This is a genomic window from Actinoplanes sp. NPDC051851, from assembly GCF_040681165.1.
Taxonomy (GTDB): Bacteria; Actinomycetota; Actinomycetes; order Mycobacteriales; family Micromonosporaceae; genus Actinoplanes.
Window position 1 is genome coordinate 121,147 of the sequence record NZ_JBFAYF010000027.1, and the last position, 12,086, is coordinate 133,232.

Annotated in this window: 10 protein-coding genes and 1 rRNA gene; 6 read left to right on the forward strand and 5 right to left on the reverse strand. The window is 71.8% G+C overall.

All coding sequences use genetic code 11. The annotated features are described in order from the left end of the window. The first annotated feature begins 60 nt into the window (after positions 1–60). Genes AB0M08_RS25090 through AB0M08_RS25105 form a run of 4 tightly spaced genes read left to right on the forward strand, consistent with a single transcriptional unit; the run spans position 61 to position 3,632 of the window. The gene (locus AB0M08_RS25090) at positions 61–1,077 is read left to right on the forward strand and encodes a helix-turn-helix domain-containing protein (protein ID WP_364497711.1); all 1,017 of its coding nucleotides are present in this window, start codon (positions 61–63) and stop codon (positions 1,075–1,077) included. Positions 1,078–1,105: 28 nt separating this feature from the next. Next, positions 1,106–2,083 carry an ABC transporter ATP-binding protein gene (locus AB0M08_RS25095; RefSeq protein WP_364497714.1) on the forward strand — a complete coding sequence of 326 codons (978 nt, stop codon included), beginning with the start codon at positions 1,106–1,108 and terminating at the stop codon, positions 2,081–2,083. Then, positions 2,080–2,850, forward strand: coding sequence for an ABC transporter permease (locus tag AB0M08_RS25100; protein ID WP_364497717.1), 771 nt, complete (start codon positions 2,080–2,082; stop codon positions 2,848–2,850). The genes AB0M08_RS25095 and AB0M08_RS25100 overlap by 4 nt, the downstream gene beginning before the upstream one ends. After that, positions 2,847–3,632: an ABC transporter permease gene (locus AB0M08_RS25105; protein WP_364497720.1), complete on the forward strand. Its 786-nt coding sequence runs from the start codon at positions 2,847–2,849 to the stop codon at positions 3,630–3,632. The genes AB0M08_RS25100 and AB0M08_RS25105 overlap by 4 nt, the downstream gene beginning before the upstream one ends. A 45-nt stretch (positions 3,633–3,677) precedes the next feature. On the opposite strand, the gene ndk is transcribed toward AB0M08_RS25105, so the two are convergent. Then, complete coding sequence (gene ndk / locus AB0M08_RS25110) at positions 3,678–4,097, reverse strand: nucleoside-diphosphate kinase (RefSeq protein WP_364497723.1); 420 nt, start codon at positions 4,095–4,097, stop codon at positions 3,678–3,680. A 151-nt stretch (positions 4,098–4,248) separates the two neighbouring features. On the opposite strand from ndk, the gene AB0M08_RS25115 reads away from it, so the two are divergent. Beyond that, entirely contained in the window at positions 4,249–6,441 is a 2,193-nt protein-coding gene (locus tag AB0M08_RS25115) for a VOC family protein (RefSeq protein ID WP_364497726.1), read from the forward strand. 59 nt (positions 6,442–6,500) lie between these two features. On the opposite strand, the gene AB0M08_RS25120 is transcribed toward AB0M08_RS25115, so the two are convergent. Genes AB0M08_RS25120 through AB0M08_RS25130 form a run of 3 tightly spaced genes read right to left on the reverse strand, consistent with a single transcriptional unit; the run spans position 6,501 to position 10,887 of the window. Further along, the gene (locus AB0M08_RS25120; protein WP_364497729.1) at positions 6,501–6,854 is read right to left on the reverse strand and encodes a DUF4233 domain-containing protein; all 354 of its coding nucleotides are present in this window, start codon (positions 6,852–6,854) and stop codon (positions 6,501–6,503) included. Continuing rightward, complete coding sequence (locus AB0M08_RS25125; protein WP_364497732.1) at positions 6,851–8,176, reverse strand: folylpolyglutamate synthase/dihydrofolate synthase family protein; 1,326 nt, start codon at positions 8,174–8,176, stop codon at positions 6,851–6,853. The genes AB0M08_RS25120 and AB0M08_RS25125 overlap by 4 nt, the downstream gene beginning before the upstream one ends. A gap of 56 nt (positions 8,177–8,232) precedes the next feature. After that, positions 8,233–10,887 (reverse strand): valine--tRNA ligase, encoded by a 2,655-nt coding sequence (locus AB0M08_RS25130; RefSeq protein WP_364497735.1) that lies wholly within the window; start codon positions 10,885–10,887, stop codon positions 8,233–8,235. 77 nt (positions 10,888–10,964) lie between these two features. On the opposite strand from AB0M08_RS25130, the gene AB0M08_RS25135 reads away from it, so the two are divergent. Further along, complete coding sequence (locus tag AB0M08_RS25135) at positions 10,965–11,693, forward strand: hypothetical protein (RefSeq protein WP_364497738.1); 729 nt, start codon at positions 10,965–10,967, stop codon at positions 11,691–11,693. A 131-nt stretch (positions 11,694–11,824) separates the two neighbouring features. On the opposite strand, the gene rrf is transcribed toward AB0M08_RS25135, so the two are convergent. Continuing rightward, positions 11,825–11,941, reverse strand: a 5S ribosomal RNA gene (rrf, locus tag AB0M08_RS25140). Between the last annotated feature and the right edge of the window lie 145 nt (positions 11,942–12,086).

Genomic DNA, 12,086 nt, shown 5'->3' on the forward strand with positions numbered 1-12,086 from the left:
CGGTGCACCCTTCACGATCAAGAGCGTCTCCCGGTACGGGCGGAGCCTAGAATTCCTCCCGTGATCCGGATCGAGCTGGATGAACCCACGCTGGCGCGGACGCGCATCGCGATCAGTCCGCTCGGCGAGATCGTCTGTGGCCTCTTCCTGCTCCAGAGGCATCCGCAGGTTCCCTGGCCGTACCGGGAATGGGCGGTGAGGGCGCGGGAGGTGCTGCGGACCGTGCCCGCCACCGAGCCGGTCCGGATCTATCTCGAGATGCTCCCCACCTATCCCGACTTCCTCAACCCGGTCCCGCTCTCCCCCGCGCCGACCGTCACCGACCAGCTGGACCACCTCCGGGCGACCCCGGCCGAGATCGTCGCCGCCGAGATGGCGCGTCACTTCCCCGGCGGCGAGGTCCCCGGCCTGCTGCGGCCGTTCCTGGACGACCGGGAGGGCGCGCTGCACCGGCTGGCCGACGGGCTCGCCGCGTACTGGGACGCCGCGGTCGCGCCGTACTGGCCGGCGATGCGGTCCGCCCTCGACGAGGAGGTGCTGCTGCGGGCCCGGGCGCTCGCCGCCGACGGACCGGACGCGCTGCTGGCCCGCCTGCACGAGCGGATCCGCTGGGAACCGCCGGTCCTCACCCTGGTCAAGCCGATGGAGTACGCCTACGAGGCGTTCGGGAAGCGCCTGCTGCTGGTCCCGCTGATCTTCTCGCGCGGCGCGCTGAGCTGCTCCACCGACCACCCCGACGTGATGATGGTGACCTACCAGTCGCGCGGCGCCGCGGTGCTCGCCGAGCGTGCGGCGCCCGGCGCGCCGGACACCACCGACCGGCTGGCCGTGCTGGTCGGCCGGGGCCGGGCCGCGGTGCTGCGCGCACTGGTCACCCCGGCCACCACCACCGCGCTCGCCACCACGCTCGGGCTGGCCCCGAGCACCGTCTCCGAACACCTGGCCGCGCTGCTCACCGCCGGGGTGGTGCACCGGCGCCGGGCCGGGCGGCGCGTCCTCTACGGCCTGGAGCCTGCCGGGGTGGCGCTGGTGAGCCTGATCGGCGGGGATTCGGCCGGAGCCGAATCCGGTTCCTGAGCGGCCCGGTCTCCCTAGCGTCCCCGGTGTGGACAGTGACTACGCCATCGAGGCGACCGGGCTGCGGCGGACCTACCGCACCCGGACCGGCTGGCTCCGGCCCCGCCGGGAGACCGTGGAGGCGGTGCGCGGCGTCGACCTGACCGTCCGCCGCGGCGAGCTCTTCGGTCTCCTCGGGCCGAACGGCGCCGGCAAGACGACCACCATCAAGATGCTCAACACGCTGCTGATCCCGACCGCCGGCACCGCCCGGATCTGCGGCTTCGACGTGGTCCGGCAGACCCGCGAGGTGCGGCGCCGGATCGGGTACGTCTTCGGCGGCGACCGCGGCCTCTACGACCGCCTCTCCGCGCTGGACAACCTGCGCTACTTCGCCGAGCTGTACGGCGTACCCGCGCGGGACCAGCGGCGCCGGATCGGCGAGCTGCTGGAGCTGGTCGGGCTGACCGGCCGGGAGCGCGAGCGGGTCGAGGGCTATTCCCGGGGCATGCGCCAGCGGCTGCACATCGCCCGCGGCCTGTTGCACGAGCCGGAGGTGCTCTTCCTCGACGAGCCGTCGATCGGGGTGGACCCGGTCGCCGCCCGGGAGCTGCGGCGCACCGTGGCCGGTCTCGCCGAGAGCGGCACCACGGTGCTGCTGACCACGCACTACATGGCCGAGGCGGACGAACTCTGCGACCGGATCGCGGTGATCGCCGACGGCCGGATCCAGGCGCTCGGCACCCCGGCCGAGCTGCGGCGCCGGGCGGAGGGGCGGCGGGTGGTGGAGGTCGAGGCGTACGGCGTCCCGGACACCACGGTCACCGCCCTACGGGGGCTGCCCGGCGTCCGCGAGACCGTCCTGGAGGAGCGGGGCACGCTCCAGCTGCTGACCGTGCAGTCGGACGCCGGCGTGGACGTGCAGGGCGAGGTGCTGCGCGAGCTGACCGGCATCCGGCTGGGCCGGGTCAACAGCCGGGAGCCCACCCTGGAGGACGCGTACGTGGCGATCGTGAGCGCGTCATGAGGACACTGCGCACGCTGCTGGTCGGCACCCTGATGCACGCCAAGCACATGAGCCGCTCCTCACTGGAGATCACCCTCGCGATGGTCCTCCCGCTGGTCCAGGCCACCCTCGCGGTCTACCTCTTCCGCGCCGCCGACGAGCCGCACCGGCTGCTGGAGGCCGCGGTCGGCGCCGGGCTGATGGGCGTCTGGTCCTCGGTGCTGACCGGCTCCGGCGGCGCCATCCAGAACCAGCGCTGGTACGGCACCCTGGAGATGATCATGCTGGCGCCCCGGCGGCCGGTGATGATGATCCTGCCGATCACCGCCGCCACCGCCGTGACCGGCACGTACGCCCTCCTGGCCACGCTGGCCTGGGGCCGGGTCGTCTACGGCATCCCGCTGGAGTTCGCGCACCCGCTCGCGTTCCTCGCCGCCGCCGTGGTCTGCGTGCTCGGCCTCGGCATGTTCGGCCTGCTGCTCGCCTCCACCTTCGTGCTGCTGCGCAACGCGAACGCACTCGCCAACCCGCTGGAGTACCCGGTCTGGATGCTCTCCGGGATGCTGGTGCCGCTCGGCGTGCTGCCCGCCTGGACCGGCCCGGTCGCCGCTCTGCTCCCCACCACCTGGGGAACCCGGGCGCTGCGCGAGGCGACCGGCGGCGGCCCGGTCTGGCCCTCGATCGCCGTCTGCCTCGCGATCAGCCTGGTCTGCCTCGCGCTCGGCACGGTCCTGCTGACCTCTTTCGAACGCCGCGCCCGCGCGGCCGGAACATTGGCGCTCTCGTGAGGACACTGCGACTGATCGGCGTCGGCGGCGCGCTCGCCTACCGCGCCCTCTTCAACTGGACCACGCCCTCGATGTACGTCGGCACGCTGCTCGCCGGCCCCACGTTCCAGCTGCTCTTCTTCGCCTACCTGGGCCGGCAGCTGGGCGTCGCCGACGACGGCTTCTTCATCCTCGGCAACGCGGTGCTCGCGGCGTCGTCGGCGTGCGTCTTCGGCGGCACCATGGCGGTCTCCAACGAACGGCGGTACGGCACCCTCGGCCACGTCCTGCTCTCCCCGCGCAGCCGCACCGTGATCTTCTGGGGGCGCGTCCTGCCGTACGCCGGAAACGGTCTTCTGATCGCGGCGTTCACCCTGCTGATGGGCGTACTGCTGCTCGGCCTGCGCATCCCGTGGAGCGCGCTGCCGGGTCTCGCCCTCGCGCTCGCCGCCGGCTCGCTGGCCTGTGGTTTCTTCGGGCTCACGCTCGGCGCGCTGGGCCTGCGGTTCCGCGACGTCTGGGTGGTCTCGAACGTCTCGGCCGCCCTGCTGCTCCTGCTGACCGGGGTGAACGTGCCCCGCTCGGGCCTGCCGGACTGGATGGTGAAGATCGGACAGGTGCTGCCCATCACTCACGCGGCGGAATCCGCCCGGTCCTTCGCGGCCGGACGCGGCTTCACCGCCGCCGGTCCCGCTCTCGCCACCGAGCTGCTGGTCGGCGCCGGGTGGGCGGTGCTCGCCGCCGTCCTGCTCACCCTCTTCGAGGCGGAGTCCCGGCGCCGGGCGAGTCTGGAGACCCTGTAGCCACGGCGCCGGACCCCGATCAACCGCCAGAAACGCCCCGGTAGGTCAGAAACGCCCCGGGAACCAGAGGTCGAGCTCGCGCTTCGCGCTCTCCGGGGAGTCGGAGGCGTGCACCAGGTTCTCCCGGTTGGAGAGCGAGAAGTCACCCCGGATCGTGCCGGCGGCCGCCTTGCGGCCGTCGGTCGCGCCGATCATGGCGCGGACCACGTCGATCACCTCGTCGCCGGAGAGCACCAGCGCCGCGAGCGGGCCGCTGGTCATGAACTCCTTGAGCGGCGGGTAGAACGCCTTCTCCACGTGATCGGAGTAGTGCTGGTCCGCCAGCTCGGCGTCCATCGTGCGCAACTCCAGCGCCTCGATGGCCAGGCCTTTACGCTCGAAACGCGACAGGATCTCGCCGAGCAGACCGCGGCGGACCGCGTCAGGCTTGAGGAGCACGAGCGAACGCTCGGTGTTGCTGGACACGAAGTTCCCTCCGGAAGACGAACAGGGCCGACACGCGCGATGTTCAGCCTATCGGTACCGCGAACACGGCGAGCAGCGATGCCCGTACTGCCGCACTTTCGCGGAGCCGCCGACGGGCCATAACCTGACGGGAACAACCGGGAGGTCCACAGTGGCGAACCAGGCCGGCCGGCCCATCGCCCCGGCACGCAAGTTGGTGGCGGCGGTCATGGGCACGCTCGCGGTCTTCGTGATCGTTTTCGGGCTCGGCATGTCGAGCTGGCCAGTGGCGATATTCGGCCTCGTCGTCTTGGCGGTGGCGATCGCGCTGACCATGATGAAAGGCATCCGCCCCATCGGGGGGAAGGCCACGATCGCGTGCACCGCGGAGGTCCTCGAGATCGCTCCGCCTCCGGTCGGCCCGGCGTACGGCCGTGCCGAGATCCGCGCCATCGTGGTGGTCCCCGGCCTCGGCAACTCCGAGCAGATCATCCGGGACGGCCGGGTCCCGGTCGCCAAGTGGCCGGTCATCGGCGCCACCATCCCGGTGACGGTCGACGTCGCCGACACCCGCCGGGTCCGGGTCAACTGGAAGGACGCCCCGCTCCGCGACGAGCAGGGTGACCTGCCACCCCCGCCGCCCCCGGAGGAGGACGACGAGGACGAGACCGACGACGCGGTGCTCGGCCTGGTCCCGGAGGCACCGTGGACGGGCCGCGAGGACGACTGGACGGTCGACGAGCCCGGCCCGCAGCCCGGCTACGAGAACCCGGCCGGCTACGACGCCGCTCCCGTGGTGGTCCGCGAGACTCCGGACGGCACCATCGTCGAGGGCCACGTGATCGGCAGCGAGGACGACACCGCCCCGCTGCCCCGCCGGGCCAGGTCCACGTCGCACGGCGACTACCCGCCGCCGCCCCCACAGGCGTCCGCCCCGACGTCTCCGGCACCGCCGCCCGCCGCATCACCCGCTCCGGACGCCGCCTCGCCGTACCCGGAGCCCTCTCCGGCCGCTACGCCGCCGGCTCCGGACCCCTCGTGGCCGACGGAGGCCACCGACCCGCCGCCCGCTTCCCGAAGCCCCTGGGCGTCCCCTGAGCCCCCGCCGACGCCCACCCGGCCCGCGCCCGCCCCGGCTCCGCCCGCTCCGGCGCCCGCGGCACCCGTCTCCACCCCGGCGGCACCCACGCCGGAGTCGGCGGCTCACGCGGCTCCCCCGCCGCCGCCCGCCGCGCCCAGCGAGCCACCGCGGGCCTTCGGCTACACCCCGCCCAGCGCGCGCAACTCGCCGCCGGCCTCCTCGGGTGACCGTCCACCCGGTTCCCGCCCAAGCCCCCGGCCGCGCGGCGGCACCGCCACGGCCACGGTCGAACCGGTCACCGTCACCGCCACCGGCATGCGCCCACCGGCCCAGCGCACGTCCACCGAGTCCCACACCGAGTCCCACACCGAGGTGGACCCGCTGATCGACGTCCCGCTCGACGAGCCGGCCCCGCCACCCGCACCGGAGACCCCGGCCGCGGTCATGCCGGTGTCGCCGCCGGCGCCGCGCGTCTCGCCCGAGTCGGTCCCGCCCCCTCGGCGCGAGACCCGCTTCATCATGCAACCGGGCGAGCCCGACGACACCCCGGCGGTCTTCCCGGCGAGCGCGTACCCGAACCCGGACCCGAACCCCCCGTCCGGCCCCACCCCGATCCCGTCCACGCGCCCGGAGCCGACGGCCACCGCCGTCCACGCGGCCCCGTCCCCGATGACCGCCCCACCCACCGCCCCGGACCCGGACCGCCCGTTCCCGACGGCACCGGCACCGTCCGGCGGGACGTCCCCCCTCGTCGTCCCCGACCCGGTGGACATCCCGCTGGACGAGAACCCGGACACCCCGCCCGCCTCCCGTTCGGGAAGCCCGTGGGGCGACTTCTCCGGCCGCAACGACCCGGACGACAAGACCGCCGACATCATCACCGCCTACCCCAGCGCCCGCCCCGGCCCGGCCGGCGCGATCCACGGCGTCGGCATCACCGTGCTGGTCACCGACCTACCCCGATCGATCGCGTTCTACCGCGACACGCTGGGCTTCTACGAGATCGACACCGGCGCGGACAGCGCCGTGCTGGCCTCCGGGGACACCCGCCTGGTGCTGCGTACGGTGCACAACCTCTCCTCCGAGGCGGGCCGCCTGATCTACCTGAACCTCGAGGTCGGCGACATCGAGGCGGTCCACGAGGAGCTCCGCGCCAAGGGCGTCAAGTTCGTCCACCTGCCGCGCCCGGTCAACCGCGGCGACAAGCTCGAACTCTGGTCCGCGTCGTTCCGCGACCCCGACAACCACAACATCGCCATCACCCAGTGGCGCGCCATCCCGTAGGGATCGAAAAAAAGGGGGGGGAGCCGGTGATCCGGCTCCCCCCCCTTTCCCGTCGTACCTCAGCCCAGGATCGTCCGCCGCACGTGCAGCGCATACCACCAGGCCAGCCCGAACAGCACGCCCAGCACCCCGAGCGAGTAGTGCAGGAACCCGCAGGCCAGCAGCAGCACCTGAAGCACGGTCCCCGCGGTCCAGGCCCACGTGCGCCCCATCATCCCGGCCAGCGCGATGCACGCGACGGCGAGCACGACGACGGCACCGACCCCCCAGCCGCTCAGGTCCCCGCCGAGGACCCGGATCGGCTGGATCGCCAGCAGCAGGACGATCGCCTCGAGAGCGAGCGTCCCCGACCCCAGGCCGCGGACCGCCCCCGCCGGGTTCTTCAGCCCGGACCGGCGTTCCGGCTCACTCATCGCTTCAGCAGCTTCCGGGCGTCCGCCACGGTCACCACCGACCCGGTGATCAGCACACCGACGCCGCTCATCTCGCCGGACGCGTCCTCCTCGGCCAGCACCACGGCCTCCTCGATGGCGTTCGGCATGTCCGTGGTCACGGTCACCCGGTCCTCACCGAAGACGTTCACGGCCAGCTGCCCGAGCTCGGCCGCCGGCATCGACCGCGGCGAGCTGTTCTCCGTCACCACGATCCGCGCGACCACCGGCTCCAGCAGGTCGAGCAGCCCGGTCACGTCCTTGTCGCCGAGGACCGCGAGCACCGCGACCAGGTGCCGGAAGCTGAACTCCTCCTCCAGCGCGGTGACCGTCGCCGCCATCCCGTGCGGGTTGTGCGCCCCGTCCAGCAGGATCGCCGGCGCGCTGCGCACCCGCTCCAGCCGGCCCGGCGAGTCCACCTGCGCGAACCCCTCCCGGACCAGCTCGATCTCCAGCTGCTTCCCCGGCCCGGCGCCGAGGAAGGCCTCGACGGCGGCCAGGGCGAGCGCGGCGTTCTGCGCCTGGTGCGCGCCGAAGAGCGGCAGGAAGACCTCGTCGTAGACACCGCCGAGACCCTGGAGGATCAACACCTGACCCCCGACCGCCTGGGTACGCTCCACGACCCCGAACTCGCTGCCCTCCCGGGCCAGGGTCGCCCCCATGTCGGCGCAGCGCTCCAGGATCGGCCGCATCGCCTCCTCGGTCTGCAGCGCGGAGATCACCGTGGCGCCCTGGTGGATGATCCCGGCCTTGGCCCACGCGATGTCCTCGATCGTGTCGCCGAGCCACTCGGTGTGGTCCAGCCCGATCGGGGTCATCACGCACACCCCGGCGTCGATCACGTTGGTGGCGTCCTCCTCACCGCCGAGCCCCACCTCGACCACGGCGATGTCCACCGGCGCGTCCGCGAACGCCGCGTACGCCATCGCCGTGGTCATGTCGAAGTAGGTGAGCGGCTCGGGGTACTTCGCGTCGACCAGCCCGGCCAGCGGGGCCACGTCCTGGAAGGTCGCGACCATCCGCTCCTCGGAGATCGGCTCGCCGTCCAGGCTGATCCGCTCGCGCACGGTCTCCAGATGCGGGCTGGTGTACCGCCCGGTGTGCAGCCCGTGCGCCCGCAGCAGCGCGTCGACCATCCGGGCCGTGCTGGTCTTGCCGTTCGTCCCGGTCAGGTGGATCGCCGGGTACGCCCGCTGCGGGGTGCCCAGCACGTCCATCAGGTCCCGGATCTTCTGCATGTCGAAGGCCATGCGGGTGAAGCCGCGCTCGTTCAGCGCGGCCTCGACCTCGGCGTACTCGCTCATGCTCTGCTTTCTTCTCAGCGGGTCCGCCGGTCGGTGGACCGGCGGACAGCACAACGTCAGGCGGCGGGCAGTGCTTCCAGGGCCGCCGCGATCCGGACCAGGTCCGCCTCGGCGGTCACCAGCCGGTCCTTGATCTTCGTGACCACCTGCTCCGGCGCCTTCCCGATGAACGACTCGTTGCCGAGCTTCGCCCGGCACTGGGTCGCCTCCTTCTCGGCGGCCGCACGGTCCTTCTCCAGCCGGGCCCGCTCGGCCGCGACGTCGATGGCGCCGCGGGTGTCCAGGTCGACGGTGATCCCGCCGGTCACCGCGAGCGTCGCGGTGGCGGTGAAGTCGGCGCCGGGCGCGTCGAGCCGGGCCAGCGACCGGATCAGCGGCTCGTGCGTGTCGATCCCGACGTTGCCCAGGCCGGTCAGCGCGGCGGAGACCCGCTGGCTCGGCTTGAGCCCCTGGTCGGACCGGAAACGCCGGACCTCGGTGACCACCTTCTGCAGCGCGGCCAGCTCCTCCTCGGCGGCGTCGTCCACGTAGGCGTGGTCCACCGCCGGCCAGGCGGCCCGCATCAGGGTCTCGCCGCCGGTGAGCGCGATCCACAGCTCCTCGGTGACGAACGGGATGACCGGGTGCAGCAGGCGCAGCAGCTGGTCGAGCACGTGGCCGAGGACCCGCCGGGTGCGCGCGGCCTCCGGGGTGTCCTGCGCCAGCACCGGCTTGCTGAGCTCGACGTACCAGTCGCAGACGTCGTCCCAGGCGAAGTGGTACAGCGTGTCGCAGACCTTCGCGTACTCGTAGCTGTCGAACTGCTCGTTGACCTCGGCCACGGTGTGCTGCAGCCGGGACAGGATCCACCGGTCGAGCGCGCCGAGCTCGCTCGACGGCGGCAGGTCACCCTCGACGGTGGCGCCGTTCATCAGCGCGAACCGGGTGGCGTTCCAGAGCTTGTTGCAGAAGTTCCGCGAGCCCTGGCACCACTCCTCGCTGATCGGCACGTCGGAGCCGGGGTTGGCGCCACGGGCCAGCGTGAACCGGGTCGCGTCGGCGCCGTACCGGTTGATCCAGTCCAGCGGGTCGACCACGTTGCCGAAGGACTTCGACATCTTCTTGCCGAACTGGTCCCGGACCATGCCGTGCAGGTTCACCACGTTGAACGGCTGCACGCCGGACCCATCGGAATCGCGCACAGCGTAGAGCCCGAACATCATCATCCGGGCGACCCAGAAGAAGAGGATGTCGTAGCCGGTGACCAGCACGCTGGTCGGGTAGAACTTCTCCAGTTCGGGGGTGCGCTCCGGCCAGCCCAGCGTGGAGAACGGCCAGAGCCCGGAGGAGAACCAGGTGTCCAGCACGTCCTCGTCCTGGCGCCAGCCCTCGCCGGACGGCGGCTGCTCGTCCGGTCCGACGCAGACCACCTCGCCGGCCGGGCCGTACCAGACCGGGATGCGGTGCCCCCACCAGAGCTGCCGGGAGATGCACCAGTCGTGCATGTTGTCGACCCAGGCGAAGTAGCGCTTGGAGAGCTCGGCCGGCTCGATCGTCACCCGGCCGTCGCGGACCGCGTCGCCGGCCGCCTGGGCCAGCGGGCCGGTCTTGACGAACCACTGCAGCGACAGACGCGGCTCGACGGTCGTCTTGCACCGCGAGCAGTGCCCGACCGAGTGCAGATACGGCCGCTTCTCGGCGACGATCCGCCCCTGCTCACGCAGCGCGGCGACGACCGCCGGACGGGCTTCGTACCGGTCCAGGCCCTGGAACGGGCCGGGCACCGTGATGACCGCGCGCTCGTCCATCACGGTCAGGCTGGGCAGGTCGTGCCGCTGGCCGATCTCGAAGTCGTTCGGGTCGTGCGCCGGGGTCACCTTGACCGCGCCGGTGCCGAACGCCGGGTCGACGTGCTCGTCCGCGATGATCGGGATCCGGCGGCCGGTCAGCGGCAGCTCGACCTCGGTGCCGATCAGGTGCTTGTACCGCTCGTCGTCCGGGTGGACGGCGACCGCGGTGTCACCGAGCAGCGTCTCGGCCCGGGTGGTCGCGACCACGATCGCGTTCTCGCCCTCGCCGTAGCGGATCGAGACGAGCTCGCCCTCGTCGTCGGTGTGCTCCACCTCGATGTCGCTGAGCGCGGTGAGGCAGCGCGGGCACCAGTTGATGATCCGGTTGGCGCGGTAGATCAGCTCGTCGTCGTAGAGCCGCTTGAAGATCGTCTGGACCGCCCGGGACAGGCCCTCGTCCATGGTGAAGCGCTCGCGGCTCCAGTCCACCGAGTCGCCGAGGCGGCGCATCTGGCCCAGGATGGCGCCGCCGGACTCGGCCTTCCACTCCCAGACCTTCTCCACGAACTTCTCCCGGCCCAGGTCGTGGCGGGAGAGCTGCTGCTCGGCGAGCTTGCGCTCGACGACGTTCTGCGTGGCGATACCGGCGTGGTCCATGCCCGGGAGCCACAGCACCTCGAAGCCCTGCATCCGCTTGAGCCGGACCAGGGTGTCCTGGATGGTGTGGTCGAGGGCGTGGCCGACGTGCAGCGACCCGGTCACGTTCGGCGGCGGGATGACGATGGTGAAGGCCGGCTTCTCGCTCTTCGGATCCGCGCTGAAGTAGCCCTCCGATACCCACCGCTCGTACCGCAGCTGCTCTACCTCGCCCGGCTGGTACTGGGCGGAAAGGCCACCGGTGGGCCGGCTGTCAGGGGTACGGGCTTCGGTTGTATCGGTCACCCGACAAGTCTACGGAGCCCCGGCAACCGGCCGGTATTCGCACCTCCACTCACCCGGGAGGGCGATACGCTTCACTGATGTCCGATCGTGGCTCACCCTCCCCAGCGCCCACAGAGTCCTCCGCCTCCCCCGCGGATCCTGAGGCGGAGGCTCCTGAGGCGGAGGCCGAGCCGATCGAGATCAGCGATTCGCCGTTCAGCCTGATCGGCGAGGAGCAGGACGCCACGGAGGTCGAGGCGCCGCCGTCCCGCCGGCGGGCCCGCACGATTGTGCTCTCCACCATGCTCGCGGTCAGCGTCGCCGGTCTCGCCACGATCGGCTGGTTCGGCTGGCAGATCAGCTCGCAGAAGGACGCCACGCTCAGCACGCCCGCCACCATCGGCGACTACGCACTCGACACCGGCGAGGCCGCCACCTCCAGCGCGGAGTACCTGCAGACCGCGCTCTCCGCCGAGGTCGACCTCGACGAGACCATCGGCGCCGTCTACACCGACGCCGCCGAGCAGTCGGTCCTGGTCTTCGGCGGCACCACGCTGATCTGGAGCCCGGCCCGGGACCTGGAGACCTCGTTCAGCCTGGTCTCCGACTCCGACGGCGGCATCACCGGCCTGCGCGACGTCGACGCCGGCGACCTCGGCGGCTCGATGAAGTGCGGCACCACCAGGTCCGACTCCGGCGACATCTCGGTCTGCGGCTGGGCCGACCACGGCAGCCTCGCCCTCACCATCTTCCCGAGCGGCCTCGCCGTCTCCGACGCCGCCCGGGTCACCGCCCAGTTCCGCGAGGCGATCCAGACTCGTTCCTGACTTCAACCCCTTTTCCGGTACGCCCCCAGCCGCACCCCGGCCCACGAAAAAGGCGACCGGAAAAGGGGCGGCCAGAAGCGGCCCAAAACAAAAAAGGCCCACCCCGAAGGGTGGGCCTTTCCTGAAGTTAAGTCCGGCGGCGTCCTACTCTCCCACACCCTCCCGAGTGCAGTACCATCGGCGCTGGAGGGCTTAGCTACCGGGTTCGGAATGAGACCGGGCGTTTCCCCTCCGCTATGACCACCGAAACAGCCATCAGCAGAACCAACCAGCAACCCCAAAACTCTTGGGGGTGGTCGTTCGTTTGCTGTGAATCACACAGTGGACGCTAAGCACAAAATTTAGGGTGGTTAAGCCCTCGGCCTATTAGTACCGGTCAACTCAACACGTTAC